12 protein-coding genes are annotated in these 19,350 nt (G+C 46.4%); 5 read left to right on the top strand and 7 right to left on the bottom strand.

Annotated elements, in window-relative coordinates; translation table 11 throughout:
* Nucleotides 1-69: 69 nt before the first annotated feature.
* The 7 genes from erpA to AZ602_RS05830 all read right to left on the bottom strand — a co-directional run bounded on the left by erpA (nt 70) and on the right by AZ602_RS05830 (nt 7,500).
* Nucleotides 70-402, bottom strand: a complete 333-nt coding sequence (gene erpA, locus AZ602_RS05860; RefSeq protein WP_103034129.1) for an iron-sulfur cluster insertion protein ErpA — start codon at nt 400-402, stop codon at nt 70-72.
* A gap of 274 nt (nt 403-676) precedes the next feature.
* Nucleotides 677-1,498, bottom strand: a complete 822-nt coding sequence (locus AZ602_RS05855; protein WP_158245118.1) for a pirin family protein — start codon at nt 1,496-1,498, stop codon at nt 677-679.
* 277 nt (nt 1,499-1,775) lie between these two features.
* On the bottom strand, nt 1,776-2,630 hold the full coding sequence (locus AZ602_RS05850; protein ID WP_103034127.1) for an ABC transporter ATP-binding protein: 855 nt from the start codon (nt 2,628-2,630) through the stop codon (nt 1,776-1,778).
* On the bottom strand, nt 2,620-3,495 hold the full coding sequence (gene ntrB / locus AZ602_RS05845) for a nitrate ABC transporter permease (protein WP_078254576.1): 876 nt from the start codon (nt 3,493-3,495) through the stop codon (nt 2,620-2,622). The genes AZ602_RS05850 and ntrB overlap by 11 nt, the downstream gene beginning before the upstream one ends.
* Nucleotides 3,492-4,889, bottom strand: a complete 1,398-nt coding sequence (locus AZ602_RS05840) for a CmpA/NrtA family ABC transporter substrate-binding protein (RefSeq protein ID WP_103034126.1) — start codon at nt 4,887-4,889, stop codon at nt 3,492-3,494. The genes ntrB and AZ602_RS05840 overlap by 4 nt, the downstream gene beginning before the upstream one ends.
* A gap of 78 nt (nt 4,890-4,967) precedes the next feature.
* Nucleotides 4,968-6,329 (bottom strand): FAD-dependent oxidoreductase, encoded by a 1,362-nt coding sequence (locus AZ602_RS05835; RefSeq protein WP_227525189.1) that lies wholly within the window; start codon nt 6,327-6,329, stop codon nt 4,968-4,970.
* Nucleotides 6,330-6,339: 10 nt separating this feature from the next.
* On the bottom strand, nt 6,340-7,500 hold the full coding sequence (locus tag AZ602_RS05830; RefSeq protein WP_103034124.1) for an acyl-CoA dehydrogenase family protein: 1,161 nt from the start codon (nt 7,498-7,500) through the stop codon (nt 6,340-6,342).
* 248 nt (nt 7,501-7,748) lie between these two features.
* Here AZ602_RS05830 and AZ602_RS05825 point away from each other — a divergent pair, with 248 nt between their 5' ends.
* From AZ602_RS05825 to AZ602_RS05805, 5 genes are read left to right on the top strand one after another with little or no spacing between them, the layout of a single operon-like run.
* Complete coding sequence (locus tag AZ602_RS05825) at nt 7,749-10,628, top strand: SNF2-related protein (RefSeq protein WP_103034123.1); 2,880 nt, start codon at nt 7,749-7,751, stop codon at nt 10,626-10,628.
* A complete protein-coding gene (locus AZ602_RS05820) occupies nt 10,629-13,712 on the top strand; it encodes a TrlF family AAA-like ATPase (RefSeq protein WP_103034122.1) in 3,084 nt (1,027 codons plus the stop codon). It begins immediately after the preceding gene.
* Nucleotides 13,709-15,496 (top strand): site-specific DNA-methyltransferase, encoded by a 1,788-nt coding sequence (locus tag AZ602_RS05815; RefSeq protein WP_103034121.1) that lies wholly within the window; start codon nt 13,709-13,711, stop codon nt 15,494-15,496. The genes AZ602_RS05820 and AZ602_RS05815 overlap by 4 nt, the downstream gene beginning before the upstream one ends.
* The gene (locus AZ602_RS05810; RefSeq protein ID WP_103034120.1) at nt 15,496-16,557 is read left to right on the top strand and encodes a YhcG family protein; all 1,062 of its coding nucleotides are present in this window, start codon (nt 15,496-15,498) and stop codon (nt 16,555-16,557) included. The genes AZ602_RS05815 and AZ602_RS05810 overlap by 1 nt, the downstream gene beginning before the upstream one ends.
* 24 nt (nt 16,558-16,581) lie before the next feature.
* Nucleotides 16,582-19,290, top strand: a complete 2,709-nt coding sequence (locus tag AZ602_RS05805) for a DEAD/DEAH box helicase (RefSeq protein WP_103034119.1) — start codon at nt 16,582-16,584, stop codon at nt 19,288-19,290.
* The last annotated feature ends 60 nt before the right edge of the window (nt 19,291-19,350 follow it).

Below are 19,350 nucleotides of genomic sequence, written 5' to 3'. Positions count from 1 at the left end.
GCAAAATAATTTGGAGTGTTATTGTGTGCTGCTTTTGCATATCAATAGGCAAAAACTGCACACAAGCGCTCAGATAGAGAACGATGAACCGCAGCCGCAGGTGGTGGTGGCGTTCGGATTATTGACAATAAAGCGAGAACCTTCAAGCCCTTCGGTGTAGTCGATGGTCGAGCCTGCCAAGTACTGATAGCTTAATGAATCCACCACCAGTATCTCTGTGCCGTTATCAAAAGTGGCATCATCATCGCCCAATTCTTCAGCAAAATCAAAGCCATAGCTAAAACCAGAACAGCCGCCGCCCGTCACATAGACACGCAGCATCAAAGCATCATTGCCTTCAGCGGCTTTGAGCTTGGCAAGTTTGGCGGCAGCATTGTCTGTCAAGGTGAGACCTGTATTCATAATTACCCTGTCATCCATCATCAAAAGTTGTCATTTAAATAAGACCGATTGTCAATTATACAAGGTTTTGGTGTGGAAAATAAGTGCTTTTTGGTAAACTTGGTAAGTGGTCATTGCAGAATCTGTCAGTAAATGAAGCTTGCCATCATCTATCTGCCATTGCATAAAACTGATTGATGGTTCTGCTTGGGCGGCGATCATTCATCAATCATGCAAAAAGCGGTGAAGTGGCAAGCTTCACCGCCGGTTAAAAGATGAATTATTTTATGAGTGATTAAACAAGCGTACCCATTTTGCCGCTGTGATAGTCCTCATAAGCTTGACGCAGGCGTTCTGGGGTATCCATCACAAAAGGGCCATCAAATAGGATCGGGCCTTCGGCAGGCGCACCGCCCAAAAGTGCCAACTCAACGGGCGCATCACCAGCGCTAAGCTTCACCGTATCGCCTGCGCCAAAGACCGCCAAGCCCTCAGAGCCAAGCAGCTCGCCATTACCAAGTGGCAGCTGCCCTTTGGTGACATACACGCCAAGCTCTTCGGCGTCGATGCTGAGCGCCACTGTGGTGTTCGCTGGCAGCTTGATATAAGCAAACACTGGCTCACTGACCGTCTGTAACGGACTTCTGATGCCATCGACCACCCCTGCGATGATGCGGATCTCAGCGCCGTTTTTATTGAGTTTGGGGATTTGGGCTTGGCGCAGCGAACGATAGCTTGGCTCGATGAGTTTTTTATTTGGCGGTAGGCTCGTCCACAGCTGTAGGCCGTGTCTTGGACTGGTTGGCTGTTCGGCATGGATGATGCCACGACCAGCACAGATGTACTGCGAGTCGCCTGCTTTGATGGTGTCAGAAAAGCCAAAACTGTCACGATGCGCCACGCCGCCCTCGATCAGATAGCTAAACACCTCGATGCCTGCGTGCGGATGTGGGCGATCGCCGATACCACGCAACCCTTCATGGCGATAATGGTCAATGAACACAAATGGCCCAAGCGATGTGCGCTGATGTAGCGGCAAGGCACGCCACAGCAACATCTCGCCATCATCGATGTGTTTGTTGGCAGAATAGATGGTGGTCAGTTGTCTTAGTTTCATGGTCATACTCCGTGTGATTTGTTAGTCATAGTGTAAGGGCTGATACGCCGCCGAACAATAGCACATCGGACAACAGCCAGTTGCAAAAATGCAAAGATAAATCCGAGGGCAAAGCAAAAAAATCGGTGAAGGGATAAGCTTCACCGGTGGAGTGTTCTAAGGTATGGTTATTATGGTTGTTTTTTGTTGTTATGGGCATAGTGTACGCCCAAGCATCACAGTGAACAAGGGGCAAATTTGCAACAACGACTTGCAAATTTGCAAAGTTGCTACCGTGTTACAATCCATCCCACGCCATTTGGCTAAAGTTGATGATTTTTGGATGGCTTGGACGCTCGCTCTGCTGTTGTAGTGCTTTACTGCGATGCACCAAAAAGTCCAAAAGATGATTGCGGATTTTATAATAATGCGCATGATGGTGGATATTATCCCTGTGGCGAGGCCTTGGAATGGTATTTTCTACAATCTCCGCCAAAAACGCCCGTGGGCCATTGCTCATCAAAAATATGCGGTCAGCCAGCAAAATCGCTTCATCAATATCGTGGGTAATCATAAACACCGTCTGCTGTGTTTCATCAACGATATTGACAAGCTCATCTTGAATCACCCCACGAGTCAACGCATCGAGCGCCCCAAACGGCTCGTCCATCAGTAGTAATTCAGGCTGTGTGGCAAAAGCACGAGCAATCCCCACACGCTGTTTCATACCCCCTGACAGCTGGCTTGGCTTTTTGTCTTTGACTTTGGCAAGTCCGACCATGTTAAGATAAAAATCAATTTTTTGAGCAAGGTCGCTTGTGCTGATGGTTGGCGTTTTGGCTTTTAGGGCAAAGCCGATGTTGTCGCCGACAGTCAGCCATGGTAGTAGCGCATGACTTTGGAACACCACGCCACGCTCAAGGCTGGGTTTCACCACTTCTTTGCCATTCATGAGGATACTGCCTGATGTGGCGTTTTCAAGTCCTGCCAAGGCATTTAGAATTGTTGATTTGCCACAGCCTGAATGTCCAATCAAGCAGATGAACTCATTTTTATAAATATCAAAATTGACATTTTCAAAGACATTCTCGCCATCGCCGTAGCGTTTGGACAGACTGCCAACTTCAATTAATTTGCCATCATTATTCAACATAGCTCACCTTTTTTTGTAGCACGCCAAACAGCATATCCAGCACCATGCCCACAAGACCGATGAGTAGCACAGCAAAAATCACATTGGCAAGCGATAAATTATTCCACTGATTCCACACAAAATAGCCAATGCCTGTACCACCCACGAGCATTTCGGCAGCGACAATGACAAGCCATGCAATGCCCATAGAAATGCGCATACCCGTAACAATGGTCGGTGCGGCGGCAGGAATGACAATCTTGGTCGCAGTCTGCAAGGGCGATAATTCCAGCGTCTTGGCGACATTACGCCATTCACGGCGGACAGATGCCACCCCAAAGGCGGTGTTGGTCAGCATCGGCCAAATAGAACAAATAAAAATCACAAAAATGCTCGATGCATTAGAATCCTTGATGGTATAAAGAGCAATCGGCATCCATGCAAGCGGTGAAATCGGCTTTAAAATCTGTACAAACGGTGTGGCAGCAGCGCCCAAAATCGGCGACATACCGATGGCATAGCCAAGCGGAATCGCCACCATCATCGCAAGCAAAAAGCCTAACAGCACTCGCCCGATAGAGTACCCAAGCTGAATGCCGATGCCCTTATCGTTTAGGCCGTTATCATAAAAGGGATTGGATAGGTGCTTGGCGGCTGTTTGCCCAAAGTCGCTCGGCGTAGGAAATTCGCTCTTTTGGCTTGCGACCAATGCACCAGGCTCGGTAAATTCAGGAATATCACCCATCAGTACGCTGTACTCAAGTTTGAGCGGGTCGGTCGGTGCATAGACCTTTTGTGGCAAGGTCGCCCATTGCCAGACGCCAAGCGTCGCAAGCACGATGAGCAGGGATAATAGATAGCCTTTGGTTTTGGTTGTCAGTTTCATACGCTCACCTTTTGACCGATGGCAAAGGAATTGATGTACTCATCAGGACGGCTTGCGTCAAAGTCTTTGCCCATCACGGTGATTTTCGGCTCGTTTTCTTTGACGGTGTAGCCCATTTCTTGCATTTGTTTTTTGGCATCGGTGAGCATAAACACTTGATTTGCGATGTCTTGATAATTGATGTTGTCTTTTAGATAGCCCCAGCGTTTCATTTGAGACAGCATCCACACTGCCACCGATTGCCACGGCATCACATCAAAGCCCATGCGGTCAGGGAAATCTTGGACATTGCCCACGCCATCAGCAAAACGCCCCATGATGGACTGGCGTAGCACCAATTCAGGCTGACCTAAGTATTTGGCAGGCGAGAGTAGTTTGGATAAGTCTTTGCGAATGCTTGGCTCATTTGCCATGACATTGGCTTTGATAATCGCCCGATACATCGCCAAAAAGGTCTGCGGATTTTCATTGATGAACGCCCCCGAAGTACCAAACGAACAGCACGGATGACCCAGCCAAATATCACGGCTAAGCGTGTGAATATAGCCTGCTTTATCCCAAACGGCACGCTGATTGAACGGCTCAGGTCCAAAAAAGCCGTCAATGTTGCCTGCTTTTAGGTTGGCAATCATATCAGGTGGTGTGGTAAGTCTTAGTTTGACATCTTTGTCAGGGTCCAGTCCATGCTCTGCTAGAAAATATCTGAGCAGATAATTATGAATGCTATGCTCAAAAGGAATGGCGAAGGTAAAGCCTTTCCAGTTGCGTGGGTCTTTATTATCAGCGTGCTTGAGTGCCATCACCAGAGCCTGACCGTTGGTGTTTTGGATGGCGGCGACTTTCATGTCTTGTTTGGCTGAGCCTAAGCCAAGACTGATGGCAAGTGGCATCGGCGCTAAAAAATGCGTCGCATCAAGCTCTCGGTTCATCATCTGGTCACGCACGAGCGCCCATCCCGCCCGCTTATGCAAATTGGCCTTGATGCCTTGCTCTTCATAATAACCTAAGGGGTCAGCCATGATGAGCGGTGTTGAGCACAAAATCGGCAAAAAGCCAATGTCCACGCTCTTTTTTTCAGGTTTTAGCACATCAATGGCGGCAGCTTCTTGTAGGCTTGACAGTGGCAAGACGCTGGCGATGGCGGCAAGGGCAGCGCCTTTACCCACCGATTTTAAGAACGCGCGACGAGTCGGCTCATGCGGAAACAGCGCCTTGACTACCACCGCTTCAATCATGTCGGTGGCGGTGTGTTCGCTGCGGCTGTCGTTTTGGACATGGGCAAATCGCTCATCGAGAAGCAAGCTTTGATTACACTCGCTTTGGCTTCTATGCTTGCCACACGAGCAGCCAAATTTGATCAGCTTATCATCAAAGGGGCGAAAAATATTAGGCATAATAAATACTTAGAATAAAAAAACAGCACCATGTTACACCGAGTAGGTCGGCATGGTAAATTCACTTTTAGGATATGGTTATAACTTCAGCTCAATCTTGGCAGTCGTCACGCCATCACGCTCTTGGGTCATCACAAACAGCGTGTCGCTATCATCAGTGATTTGCCAGTCGCAAGTTTTGTCAGGATTGCCTGTGACCGAGACGATGATGGACTTGGTCTTTAGGCGTACCAGTGGCGACTTGTGTTGATAGCCTGCGTGTGGCAAAGACAAGATTTCGTGGCTGATGGCGGCAGCTTGTTCACGCAGTGGCGCGACAAAACGGCATGGCTTACCGTCAATCACGATACAGTCACCGATGGCAAAAATATGTGGATTGGAGCTACGCAAGGTATGGCTATCGACGATGATACCTTGTGGGGTGTGCTCGATGTTCGCCATGCGTGCCAAGCGATTATCGGTAATAAGTCCTGTGCTTGCCACGATTTCATCGACAGTGATGATGGTGTCATCAAGCTTGATTTGATAGCCGTCCGCAAGCTTGTCGATGCCATGCACCGTGGCACTGCCATGATAGCGGATGCCGATGCCAGAGAGTGCGTCTTGGACTTTTTGCCCTGCAATCGGTGGCAGGATTTCGGCAAGAGGCAACTCATCACGGTTGATGAGTGTGACCTGATGACCTGCTTTGGCGATGTCTTCAGCAAGCTCCACGCCAATCATACCAGCACCGATGATGGCGATGTGTTGGTTTGGGCGGGCAGACAGTTTGGCTTGTAATTGACCAAACATATCAATGTGATTAATCCGCCAGACTTTATCAGCAGGCAGGCTTGGTGGTAAAAATGGTGTCGCCCCTTGAGCAATAATCAAATGGCGATAGCCAAAATCACCCCGTGTCGTGCGTACCAGCTGTTTATCGCTGTCAATGGCGGTGGCAAAGGTATGGGCAATCAGGTTGACATCGAGCGTTTTGGCAAGGTCAATCGCTTTTTTGGTGATGAGCACATCAGGCGTTTTGTTTTGGCTGATGGCAATGGACAGCTGTGGCTTCATATAACGGTCGCCACTGTCAGCGGTGATGAGCGTGATAGGGATGCAGTCATCAAGCTTGCGTAGCGCTTCAATCGCTGTCCAACCTGCCGTACCACCGCCGATGACGATGACGCCATTATCCGCACAGGGCTTGGCGATGACTGCCAAGGTTTCTCGCTGAACAAAGGGCTCAAAGTCTCGTTTGGTCACGCCACACAGTGGGCACATCCAGTCGTCAGGAATGTCTTCAAAGCGAGTGCCAGCAGGCAGTCCACCATCAGGGTCGCCCAATTTTTCATCATAAATCCAGCCACAAGCACGGCACAGATATTGTCGCCATGCGCCACGACCATCGGTTGGGTTGCCGTCTTTGTCCATGTTCATAGGTGCTATCATGTCACTCATTGCTCATTCCTTAGGTTGGTGATACATCGCTCATCAGCTGCTGCGATAGACTGCGTAGGTGCTTGATGGCAGGCGTGACAATCGCCACAAAATGCGCTTCACGAATACGACGCTGTGGTGCGGCAGTCATCAGATAGCCCTTTGCCCCTTGGTGTAGTAGCGCAGCTTGGGTGGCGGTGAGTGATAATTGTGCCCCTTGGATACGAGCATCTAGCACATCTAGGAAAAATTCTTTGTGCGACTCAAACGGTGTCTTGGCAAGGTCAAGCGTGCGTGCCACAAGCTTATCTAGCGACTCTTGCAATGTGCCTGCTTGGTCTTCTAAGTATTGATTGACATGGCAAAGCTGAGCATCAACAGCGGTGATGTCATGAATCGCCCCTTGGATGATGCCTGCACCAATGCCAAGTTGCATCAGTACAAACGCCCCACGAATACGCTCAATAAAGGCTTTGGCAGGGTCGGCGATGATGGTCTCTGTCGGCACAAAGTATTGATTAAGCTCAATTTGCCAAGTGCTTGAGCCTTCCATACCGCTAAAGGTCGGGCAGGCGTTCAGTTGCCATTGTCCACGGCGTGCTTCATCAAATTTAAGTAAGAAAAATACATCTTTATTTTCATCATCCACGCGAGCGATGGCACCGCAGTATTGGTTCGGCGCAATGTGGCTAATCCATGGCAGTGTACCCGACACCACATAGCCGCCATCGACTTTGGTCGCTCGCAAAATCATCGATTCGATATTGGCAAAGGTTTTCATTGGATTGGACAATGCCGTACCGCCAAAGCTGTCGCCCACGATATGACTTGGCAGGATATTCGCCTTTAAAGCGGTATTCTCTGATTGGTCAAGATACAGACCGCACACTTGATGACACCATGACAAAAAGCCTGTCGTGCCGCAGACTTCCCCAATCTTGGCAGTGGCAAGAATGGCATCGCCAAAGCGACTACCTTGGCTAGACAGATGTGCCGAAAACGCCCCAAGGCGAGCCAGCTGTGCCATCTCAGCAGTTGGATAATAGCCCTTATCAATGGCGATGGGGTCAAGTGATTGTTTAGCGCATTGGCTGATATTATTCAGAAAATCGGGTGATTGCCATGCCAAGATGGTATCAGTGGCGGGATTAATGGCTGAAGTGTCGGCAAAATATGAGTCAAACGAATGCATACAAGACCCCAAGTGGTGCAATGGCTTAAAATTTAAATAAACAGATTATTATAGACAGGTGCGTGGCAAATTTCTTATTCTGTTTTTGACTAAGGATAGGTATTTATCGGTACATCATTTGGATATCAATACAACTAAGTCTTATTTGGCTATTGAGTTGCCTACTTATCAGGGTGCGAAGTGTGGTTGCTTTTCTATGTCTGAATGTTTATGATAGCACCATCTGCAAACCAATTTATTGATAAGCAATGAAACAAATATTTTTAACCCCTCATCAATCAAAATATTACGCTTGGCTGCTCACCCGTCAGGCACAAAGCGGCAGCATGGATTCGCTGGCAAGCACTTTGGTTGATTCACAAGTGGATTTAAATCCGCATCAGGTTGATGCCGCTTTGTTTGCCTGTCAGAATCCTTTGTCGAAGGGCGTGATTTTGGCGGATGAAGTTGGTTTGGGTAAAACCATTGAGGCAGGTTTGGTGATTTTGCAGCGCTGGGCAGAGCGCAAGCGCCATATTCTGATTATCACCCCCGCCAATCTGCGTAAACAGTGGCATCAAGAATTGCAGGAAAAATTCGGTTTGCAAGGTATGATTTTGGAAGCCAAAAGCTATAACGCCGCCAAAAAAGAAGGCGGCAACCCTTTTCGCCAAAATATGCCGATTATCTGTTCCTACCAATTTGCCAAAGCAAAGGCACAAGACATCAAGGCAATCGGCTGGGACTTGGTGGTGATGGACGAAGCGCACCGCCTGCGCAACGTCTACAAAAAAGGCAATGTCATTGGCAAAGCCTTGCAAGAAGCGCTGGCAGATGTTTCCAGTAAAGTCCTGCTCACAGCCACACCGTTGCAAAATTCCCTGCTTGAACTTTACGGCTTGGTCAGCATGATAGACGGGCGCATTTTCGGTGATTTGGAGAGCTTCCGCAGCCAATTCGGCACCAGAGCCACCGAGCAAACCTTGGCAAGCCTGCGCCAGCGCTTAAATCCCGTGTGCAAACGTACCTTGCGTCGGCAGGTTCAGGCCTACGTTCCCTATACCCAGCGCCTTGCCATCGTGCAAAGATTCACGCCATCCGATCAGGAACAAGCCTTCTCTTCACTGGTTGCCGACTATCTGCGCCGCCCAAATCTGCAAGCCATGCCCGAAGGTCAGCGACAGCTGATTTCTTTGGTGTTGTGGAAATTGCTTGCTTCCAGCAGCCGCGCCATTGCAGGCGCTTTGGATACCATGAGCAAGCGCTTGCAAGGCGTGTTGGACAAATCCAAGCCACAAGATTTGGTGGAAATCCTCGATGAAGACTATGAAAGTCTCGATGAAACCGCCGAAGAATGGGAAGAAGAAACCGAAACCAATATCCTGACGGCAGACCAATACCAAGCCATTGCCGATGAAATCGAAGAACTCAAACACTTCAAACACCTCGCCGAAAATATCCGCGAAGACGCCAAAAGCCGTGCCTTATTAACCGCACTTGAACGCGCCTTTGCCGAACTTTCCCACTTGGGTGCCGCACAAAAAGCCATCATCTTTACCGAATCCAAACGCACGCAAGATTATCTGCTGCAATGCCTGTCTGAAACGCCTTACGCAGGCAAAAACGGCGAAGGCATCGTTTTGTTCAATGGCACCAACAGCGATGAAAAAGCGCAAAAAATCTATAAAAACTGGCTCAAACGCCACGAAGGCAGCGACAAAATCACTGGCTCCAAAACCGCCGACACCCGCGCTGCGCTTGTGGAATATTTCAAAGAGCAAGGCACGATTATGATTGCCACCGAAGCTGGCGCAGAAGGCATCAACCTGCAATTTTGCTCGCTCATCATCAACTACGATTTGCCGTGGAACCCGCAACGCATCGAACAGCGTATCGGTCGTTGTCATCGTTACGGGCAAAAGCACGATGTGGTGGTAGTCAATTTTGTCGATGAAAGCAACGAAGCCGACGTACGCGTGTATGAACTCTTGGAGCAAAAATTCCAACTCTTTAACGGCGTATTCGGTGCCAGCGACGAAGTATTGGGTGCCATTGGCTCCGGCGTGGACATTGAGCGACGCATTGCCGATATTTACCGACATTGCCGTCTGTCCGAAGACATTAAAGTAGCTTTCAATGAGCTACAACGTGGGCTATCGGATGAAATCAACCAAAACATGGTTAAAGCCCGCCAAACCCTTCTGGAAAATTTCGACGAAGAAGTGCGCGATAAACTGCGCATCCGCGACCAAGAAAGCCGTGATGCACTCAAAAAATACGAACGCATCCTGCTGGATTTAACCCAAAGCGAACTGGCGGAATACGCCGATTTTGATGCAGAAGGGTTTACGCTCAACAGTCTGCCTGAAAACCTTTCAGACGGCCTAGGCACCGTTGCGTTAGGGCGTTACGAGCTGCCGCGCAAAAGCGGTGAAGCCCATCTTTACCGCATGGGCCACCCCTTGGCGCAAGCCATCATCACCCAAGCCAAAAACCACGCCTGCCCGAGAGTGCGCCTGCAATTTGACTATCAGGCACACGGCAGTCGCATCAGCACGCTGGAAGCCTATCGCGGTCAAAGCGGGCAGCTTGTCGCCAAACTCATCAGCATCAGTGCATTGAAAGACACCGAACAGCATTTGCTGATTGCCGCCGTTACTGACAGCGGCGAAGCCTTGGCAGCCGACGACCCCGAAAAACTCTTGAAACTGCCCGCCCGTGTGCTTGGTGCAAGTGCACAAACAAGCATTCAGACGGCCTTATCCGCCGATATCGACCACCGCCGCCAACAACTGCAAAACGACGCAACAAACCGCAATCTGGGTTACTTTGAGCAGGAAGTACAAAAACTCGACGACTGGATGGACGACCTCAAACATGGCTTGGAGCAAGATATCAAAGAAACCGACCGCGAAATCAAAGAAGCCCGCCGCACCGCCGCCACCGCCGCCACGCTGGAAGAAAAGCTTGCTTGGCAGAAAAAACAGCGCGAACTGGAAAACAAACGCAGCAAACAGCGGCGCGAACTGTTTGACAAACAAGATGAAATTGAAAACCAACGCAACCGGCTGATTGAAGAGCTGGAAGAGCAGTTAAAGCAGCAGGTTGATGAAGAAGAATTGTTTTTTATTGAGTGGGAGATAATTTAAATGAGTAAACGAATTGAAATGCGAGGTTCAGTATGGAATCAATGGGATTTACATATCCATACGCCAGCATCTTTTCATTGGAATGGTGAAAAATTTAATGGCGATAAGGCTCATGATGATCAGTTGATTGATCAAATGATTGATGCGCTAAATAAAGCAGAGCCAGAGGTTTTTGCCATCATGGATTATTGGACATTTGACGGTTGGTTTAAATTAAAGAACCGTTTAAATGAACCTGATGCACCTGAATTGAAAAAGGTTGTTTTTCCTGGTATTGAATTACGTTTGGTTGCACCAATGAAAGGTCGACTTAATGCTCATGTGATTTTTTCTGACACAATTGAAGACCAAGACTTACAAAATTTTAAATCTTTCTTGAATGTTGCTATTTTAGACGAACCTCTATCGGATTTGGCATTGAAGAAATTGGCGAGACAAGCTGGAAGTGACAAAATCGCAAAGCATAGCCTTAATATGGATGAAATAAACGGTTCAGATGAGGAGGCTCTCAAAGCTGGTTCTATTATAGCTGAAGTCACAGCAGAGTCTTATAAAAAGGCAATTTCAAAAGTACCAAATTGTCAGGCTATCGGATTTATGCCATTTGATACTAATGATGGTTTAAGTGAGGTAGACTGGTCTGAACATTATGCTTACTCAATGTCTTTATTTCAAAGTTCGCCAATATTTGAGACGCGAAAACTTGACTTAAGAGATGCTTTTGTTGGAGAGAAGACAACAAATAATCAAAAATATTTTCGTAATTTTCAGGAGGCGCTTGGTAACATTCCTCGTCTAGCTGTTTCAGGTAGTGATGCACATTGTTTTATTGGGCAATCTGAGGATAATGACCGTAGGGGCTATGGAGATTTTCCATCAAATAAAAAAACATGGATAAAAGCGGATTGCTCTTTTGATGGGTTGCAGCAAGCCATTCTAGAACCTGCTAAACGCTCTTATATTGGTGAAAAACCTCCAAAACTTCAGGATATCGATTCTAATAAAACTTTTTATATTAACTCCATTGAAATTAATCGAACAGGTAACAAAACCAACATTGGTGATTGGTTACATGGGTGTGACATCCCTTTAAATCCTGATTTGGTTGCCATTATTGGGAACAAAGGAAGTGGAAAGAGTGCATTGGCAGATGTTATTGCTATGCTAGGTAATTCTAAACAATCGAAACATTTTAGTTTTCTAAAAAAAGATAGATTTTGTGGAAAATCTGGAGAACCGGCCAACCAATTTGAAGGAATGCTAACTTGGCGTGATATGAGTACGGAGTCAAGAAAACTTGACGAAAAACCTGCTGAAGAAAAGGCAGAACAGGTTAGATATATTCCGCAAGGTTATTTTGAAGAATTGTGTAATGAGCACACTTCGGGAAAATCAGATTTGTTTGAAAGAGAATTACGAGCAGTTATATTTTCCCATGCCGATGAAGAAACACGATTAGATGCACTTGATTTTGAGCAGCTTGTGGAAAAGCAAGAGCAAGTTCTTAGAAATAATTTGGCTGAATATAGAAAAGATTTATCTAATTTGAATCATAGAATTGTTCGTATAGAGGAACAGCTTCAGCCCGCAGAAAAGAAAAAATTAGAAGAGCTTATTTTGCTTAAATCTAAGGAAATAGACGAGCATGAAAAGATTAAACCCCAAGAAGTCGATTTGCCTTCAGGAGAAATGACGGAAGAGCAACGCCGAGTATCGAATGGAATAACTGAAATAACCCTTGAGCTTGAACAGTTAACTGGTGAGAAAAAACAGTTAGAGGGCAGGAATCTTGAATTGGCGAAAAAGAAAAGATCTATAGAGAATATTACAGAGCAGCTACGAATCATTAATCGTTCTATAGAGCAAGCAAAGCAAAGTGTATCTGATGATTTAATTAATCTAGAATTGGCTTGGAGTGATTTGATTGAAATCAATCTTAAACAGGATGTTCTTGAGCAGAAAGAGAAGAGAATTGTTGAGGAAAAATCATTTATCGGCATTGAACTTAAGAAAAATGTAGAAAAACAAGAAAGTCTGACTCATGAGAAGGGACAGCTAACTAATATGCTTAATGCTCCGCAGCAACAATACGAGAAATATCAAAAAGAGCTGGCTGAATGGAATGTTAAGATGGCACAGTTGCAAGGTTCTACAACAGAGCCCGATACAAAAATAGGCTTGGAAACAAGACTTAATCAGATTGAACAGTTGCCACAAAAACTTAAACAACTAAAACAAGACCGACTTAAATTAACGAAAGATATTTTTGATGCTTTGGATGCGCAGAGGAAGTCAAGGGAATCATTGTTTAAACCAGTTCAAGAATTGATTCAGAAAAATGAATTAATCAGAGAGGATTACCAATTAAAATTCCTAGCAACATTGGTTACTTCTGCAGAAATGGTATCAGATCAATTGTTTGCACATATTAAGCAAAATTCTGGTGAGTTTAGAGGTAAAGATGAAAGTATTGCTGTTGTGAAACAATTGTTTGATCATTATGAATTAAATAGTTCGCAAAATGTATGTGAATTTGCAACTGCATTAGCAGATAAGATTGAAACTGCATCGAAGGGAAGTAATTCTGATTCGGTTGGCATATTTAATATGCTAAAAAGCAATCAAACTGCAGAAGGTGTCTATGATTTGATATTTGGGTTAGGATTTCTGGAACCTAAATATTCACTACTCTTTCAGGAAACACCAATTGAACAACTTTCCCCTGGGCAAAGAGGAGCTTTGTTATTGATATTTTACTTATTGGTAGATAAAGGGAAAATGCCGATTATCTTAGATCAGCCTGAAGAAAATCTGGATAACGAAACGGTTTACCGATTATTGGTACCTGTACTCTCTGAAGCGAAGAAACATAGGCAAATTATTATGGTGACGCATAACCCAAATTTGGCAGTTGTCTGTGATGCAGAACAGATTATCCATGCGCATTTTGATCGAAGTAATAATTTTAAAATAACTTATCAAGCAGGCGCTATTGAAAATCCGACTATTAATCAGATGGTTGTAACCATCCTTGAAGGGACTAAACCTGCATTCAATAATCGTTCAGGAAAATATCACTCATGACTAAACAAAAACTAGAACTCACTTGGATAGGCAAGGACAAGCGCCCGAAGCTTGAAGCGCGGATTTTGTTGGAGGATGCGGAGAAGTCGTATCATGCGCCCACCCGTTCGGAGCAGGCGATTTTTGATAATCGGTTGATTTTTGGCGATAACCTGCTGGCGCTCAAGGCGTTGGAGCAGGAGTTTGCGGGCAAGGTGAAGTGTATTTATATTGATCCTCCATATAATACTGGAAATGCATTTGAACATTATGATGACGGGTTAGAGCATTCAATTTGGCTGGGGCTGATGCGAGATAGATTAGAAGTAATGAGAAAATTACTTAGTCCTTCTGGATTTATTTGTTGTCATATAGATGATTCCGAAGGTCAATACCTTAAAGTGTTGATGGATGAAGTTTTTGGCAGATCCAATTATCTTGTTACTTTGTATATCCAAGTTCGTTATGCAGATAAAACACTCAAGCAGGATATGGCTTTTCATAAGCAAATTGAGCAGATTCATATTTATAGAAAAGAATATGGAGCTGAACCAAATTTTAATGTGAAAGATTTATCTTTCGATAAATTTTGTTATTACATAGAAGAAACCGGTGAAGGAAAAGAAGTTATTTTGGGTGGTAAGAAAGTAACTATTTTTTCAGCTGATAATTGGTCTATAAGAAAAGGTGAGGGAACAGTTGATGGCTTAAAAGAAATATGGGCTACAGGATCAATTTTAGATGGTAATTCATCGGGGCGTTTCTTTAGAGATTATTTAACGGGTCGAAAATCAGAAGATGGTTTGGGGGTGTTATATAAGGTGGAAAATATAGGAGATGATGGTAGGGGATACCGTTATTTTTCTGGGCCAGCTAGAGCAACTGCAACAAAAGGAAAATACTATCAAGGGGTGCCTCTAAATAAATTGGAAGAGGATAGTCAACCACAAACCTTACCAATTGAAAATTTTTATGATTTAGCAGGAAGTTTTGGAAATTGCAGACATGAAGGTGGAGTTGATTTTAGATCTGGTAAAAAGCCAGAAGTGTTATTAGAAATTATTTTGAAGCATTTTTCATCAAAAGGCGACCTAGTCCTAGACTCTTTCGCCGGTTCTGGCACCACCGGCGCGGTTGCCCATAAAATGGGGCGGCGCTGGATTATGGTGGAGCTGGGCGAGCATTGCCACACGCATATTATTCCGCGTTTGCAAAAGGTGATTGACGGCACGGATCAGGGTGGGATTTCCAAGGCGGTGAACTGGCAGGGCGGCGGCGGTTTTCGTTATTACCGCTTAGCGCCGACCTTGATTGTGAACGATGCGTGGGGCAATCCGATTATCAACCCCGAATATAACCCTGAAATGCTTGCCGAAGCGCTCGCCAAGCTGGAGGGCTTTACTTACAAACCATCTGAAACCTTGTGGTGGCAGCATGGCTACTCCAGCGAGCGCGATTTTATTTATGTAACGACACAAACTTTGTCTGCCGAGCAGTTGCAGGCGCTGTCGGACGAGGTGGGCGAAAATCAAAGCCTCTTGGTATGCTGTGCCGCTTGGCGCGGTATCACGGCAGCGCAGGCGGCGGAGCGTTTCGCTAATCTTTCTTTGAAAAAAATCCCGAAAATGGTACTGGCACGCTGCGAATGGGGGCACGATGATTACAGTTTGAATGTTGCCAACCTGCCGATGGCGGAGCCTGAACCAATGCCGTCTGAAAAGCTGCCTGAAAACCGCGCCAAAACTGCAAAAGGCAAAAGTGCGGTCGAAAATCAGGAGGATTTGTTTGCGGGGGGAAGCGGGTGATGAGTAAAGAAACTCCGTTATTGCCCGCCGATTACGGGCAATGGCTTACTGAAATCAAAGGGCGGGTGCTGGCGACGCGGCAAAAAGCGGTTTTGGCGGCAAATGCCGAGCTGGTTTCCCTGTATTGGCATATCGGGCGGGATATTTTGGAGCGACAAGCGGCACAGGGCTGGGGCAGCAAAGTGATTGACCGCTTGGGGCGTGATTTGCGTGAAGCGTTTCCAGAAATGAAGGGGTTTTCGCGCGCGAACTTGCTGTATATGCGCGCTTTTGCCGAGGCTTGGACTGATGAACAAATTGTCCAACAAGCTGTTGGACAATTACCGTGGGGGCATAATGTATTATTGCTTAATCGGGTAAAAAATGCCGAAGCCCGTTTGTTTTATGTGCAAAAAGCCTTGGCGGAAAGTTGGTCGCGCGCCACTTTGGAAATCCATATCAAAAACCGTTTGCATGAACGGCAAGGGCAGGCGGTTACCAATTTTACCGCCCGCTTACCTGCGCCAACTTCTGCTTTGGCACAAGAAACCCTAAAAGACCCTTATTTGTTTGATTTTTTGGGTTTGGGGGAGGAAGCGCATGAGCGCGATATTGAGCAGGCATTGGTGCAGCATATTACCCGTTTTTTGTTGGAATTGGGTAGTGGTTTTGCTTTTGTGGGGCGGCAATATCGTTTGGAAGTCAACGGCGATGAGTTTTTTATTGATTTGCTGTTCTACCACACGCGTTTGAAATGCTATGTGGTGGTGGAATTAAAAGCCACGGCATTTAAGCCGGAGCATGCAGGGCAGTTGAATTTTTATTTGGCGGCGGTCGATGCACAAGTTAAAGCCCCTGATGACCACCCCACCATTGGTTTGTTGTTGTGCAAAACGCAAAACCGTTTGGTGGCGGAATATGCTTTGTCTGGTATCGATAAGCCGATAGGCATTGCCGAATATGAATTGGTACGAGCCTTGCCGGAACCGTTAGTAACTAATTTGCCGACAGTGGAACAGCTGGAAAGCGAATTGTCTGATTGGCAGGATGAAGACGGGCAAGTTTCCGAAATTTCCGGATAGTTCAAATAAAGACAAGAGATAAAAATGACCACAAGAATTCAAAACCATATTAACGGGCGCTTGTCATTGCGTGCGCCGCAGGCACAAAGTCTGGCGAAACTGAAACAAGCGCTGGATGCCGCGCCCCAAATGCTGAAACATGAGCGTGATGTCGCGGCGGTGCTTGAAACGCTAAAAGCCGAATTTCCGACCTTGCAGGAGTTTGAACGAGATTTTCCGTCGCTGTGTTTTGCCTTGGCAACGGGGGTAGGCAAAACCCGCTTAATGGGGGCGTTTATCGCCTATCTGCATTTGGCATATGGCATCAACAATTTCTTTGTGCTGGCGCCGAACCTGACGATTTATAACAAGCTGATCGGAGATTTTTCGCCCAATACGCCGAAATATGTGTTCAAGGGCATTGGCGAATTTGCTATCAATCCGCCACGTGTGATTACTGGTGATAACTACGAGCAGCAAAGCATCGGCATGGCGGATTTCTTCACCGAGGTGCGGATCAATATTTTCAATATTTCCAAAATCAATTCCGAAGTGCGCGGCGGAAAAGAGCCGCGTATCAAGCGGATGCGTGAAGTATTGGGCGATAGTTATTTCAACTATCTGGCGAATTTGCCCGATTTGGTGCTGCTGATGGACGAATCACACCGTTACCGCGCACAGGCGGGGATGCGGGCGATTAATGACTTGAATCCGCTTTTTGGGCTGGAGCTGACCGCTACGCCGTTTGTAGAATCCACTAGAGCGCCGATTCCGTTTAAAAACGTGGTGGTGGATTACCCTTTGGCGCGGGCGATGGAAGATGGTTTTGTAAAAATGCCAGCGGTGGTTACGCAGCGCAATTTCAACGCCAAAAACCATACACCAGAAGAGATTGAAAAAATCAAGCTGGAAGACGGTGTACGCCTACATGAAAGCACCAAGGTGGAGCTTTTAACCTTTGCGCGGGAAAACGGCGTGGCGGTGGTGAAACCCTTTATGCTGGTGATTGCCCGCGATACCACGCATGCGGCGCAGCTTTTGGCATTGTTGGAATCCGAAGCCTTTTATGGTGGACGGTATGCAGGCAAAGTAATTCAGGTGGATTCGAGTAAATCAGGCAAAGACGAGGAAGAGATGATTGCGCGGCTGTTGGCGGTAGAAAGCGTGGACGAGCCGACCGAAATCGTGATTCATGTCAATATGCTTAAAGAAGGCTGGGACGTTACCAATCTTTATACCATTGTGCCGCTGCGTGCCGCCAATGCGCGCACTTTGATTGAACAAAGTATCGGGAGAGGGTTACGTTTGCCTTATGGTAAACGCACTGGCATGGAAGTGGTGGATAGACTTAATATCGTGGCGCACGACCGCTTTCAGGAAATCATTGATGAAGCCAATAAAGGCGATTCGGTATTGCGCTTGCAGCAGGTGATTTTGGAGCCGGCGGGAGCGGATGAACAAAAAGTGAGCGTTACCGTATCCAGTGGCATAGAAAGTCGTTTGGGCCTGTCGGATAGGCCGTCTGAAAACGATGTTGCGCATAACGCAGAAGCGTATCAGCCGATATTTACCAGTGAGGCGGAAAAGCAGATTGCCCGCAAGGTGATGGAAGCTGCCGCCCGATACGAAGCCCGCCCGCAACAAGCGCCGACTTCGCAAGCCCTATTGAAAGCGGATATTCAGGCAAAAATCACCGAAGAGGTGAAACAGCAATTGCAAGGTATGCAAGATGAATTATTCGTAGATGAATTACCTGATGTTGCCGCGATTGTTGCCAGGACAACACAAGTGTTAGTGAGTCAAACTATTGATATTCCAAGGATTACTGTAATACCAAGTGGAGAGATTAGTACAGGATTTTATCCATTTAGCTTGGATGTGAGCAATCTACATTTACAACCAGGGGCACGCGAGATTCTGATTCACAACCTGCATACCGATGAACAAAGCAGTTTGTCTGCGGAGCTTGGTTTGGTTGAAAAACGTCCTGAAGACTATATTGTGCATGCACTGGTTGATTTTGAAGATATTGATTATTTTACTCAAGCAGAACTGTTGTATGATTTGGCAGGACAAATGGTACAGCATTTACGCAGTTATCTTTCCGAAACCGAAGTGCTGGATGTGTTGGATAAAAACCGCCGCCTGATTGCGCGGGAAATCCATGCGCAAATGATGGTACATTTCTGGGAAAAAGCCACGCATTATGAAGTAAATGTTAGTCGTGGTTTTACGGCACTTAAACCCTGCCATTACACCGCATCGGCAAATGAACCAGTACGTTTGGTTCGTGATACAGTGACGGATAAAAGCCGTATTAAACAAATGCTGTTTGGCGGATTTCAAAAATGTCTGTATCCATTACAAAAATTTGATTCCGATACTGAGCGTCGTTTTGCAGTAATTTTGGAACGTGATGCACAAAAATGGTTTAAACCCGCTTTGGGGCAGTTTCAGATTTATTACAAGCTGGCAGCAGTACAAGCCGAATACCAGCCCGATTTTGTGGCAGAAACACAAAACGATATCTTGATGGTAGAAACCAAAGCCCGTACCGATATGCAAAACGCTGAAGTGCAAGCCAAAGCCGAAGCTGCAACTGCTTGGTGCAAACAGGCAACAGACTATGCTGTGCAGCACGGCGGCAAACCGTGGAAATATCTGCTGATTGCCCACGATGAAGTGGATGAAGCAAAACGATTGGAGGATTTTTTGAGGTTTGAGCGAAAATATGACCAAAAATTGGGTATTTGATAGGCGACGCTTCAGCAAAGACAGCTTTGTTGTGTGGCATCGCATAAAATATGATTATTA

It is taken from the genome of Moraxella sp. RCAD0137 (assembly GCF_002894025.1).
In the GTDB taxonomy this organism is placed as follows: domain Bacteria; phylum Pseudomonadota; class Gammaproteobacteria; order Pseudomonadales; family Moraxellaceae; genus Moraxella; species Moraxella porci.
Note: the sequence above shows the minus strand (reverse complement) of the source record. Positions and strands in the feature narration are given on the sequence as shown.

Coding starts and splice junctions, on each gene's coding strand:
- AZ602_RS05850 (WP_103034127.1), bottom strand. CDS start 2,630: ATGTTGAATAATGATGGCAAATTAATTGAAGTTGGCAGTCTGTCCAAA.
- AZ602_RS05810 (WP_103034120.1), top strand. CDS start 15,496: ATGAGTAAAGAAACTCCGTTATTGCCCGCCGATTACGGGCAATGGCTT.
- AZ602_RS05825 (WP_103034123.1), top strand. CDS start 7,749: ATGAAACAAATATTTTTAACCCCTCATCAATCAAAATATTACGCTTGG.
- AZ602_RS05805 (WP_103034119.1), top strand. CDS start 16,582: ATGACCACAAGAATTCAAAACCATATTAACGGGCGCTTGTCATTGCGT.
- AZ602_RS05820 (WP_103034122.1), top strand. CDS start 10,629: ATGAGTAAACGAATTGAAATGCGAGGTTCAGTATGGAATCAATGGGAT.
- ntrB (WP_078254576.1), bottom strand. CDS start 3,495: ATGAAACTGACAACCAAAACCAAAGGCTATCTATTATCCCTGCTCATC.
- AZ602_RS05815 (WP_103034121.1), top strand. CDS start 13,709: ATGACTAAACAAAAACTAGAACTCACTTGGATAGGCAAGGACAAGCGC.
- AZ602_RS05830 (WP_103034124.1), bottom strand. CDS start 7,500: ATGCATTCGTTTGACTCATATTTTGCCGACACTTCAGCCATTAATCCC.
- erpA (WP_103034129.1), bottom strand. CDS start 402: ATGAATACAGGTCTCACCTTGACAGACAATGCTGCCGCCAAACTTGCC.
- AZ602_RS05855 (WP_158245118.1), bottom strand. CDS start 1,498: ATGAAACTAAGACAACTGACCACCATCTATTCTGCCAACAAACACATC.
- AZ602_RS05840 (WP_103034126.1), bottom strand. CDS start 4,889: ATGCCTAATATTTTTCGCCCCTTTGATGATAAGCTGATCAAATTTGGC.
- AZ602_RS05835 (WP_227525189.1), bottom strand. CDS start 6,329: ATGAGTGACATGATAGCACCTATGAACATGGACAAAGACGGCAACCCA.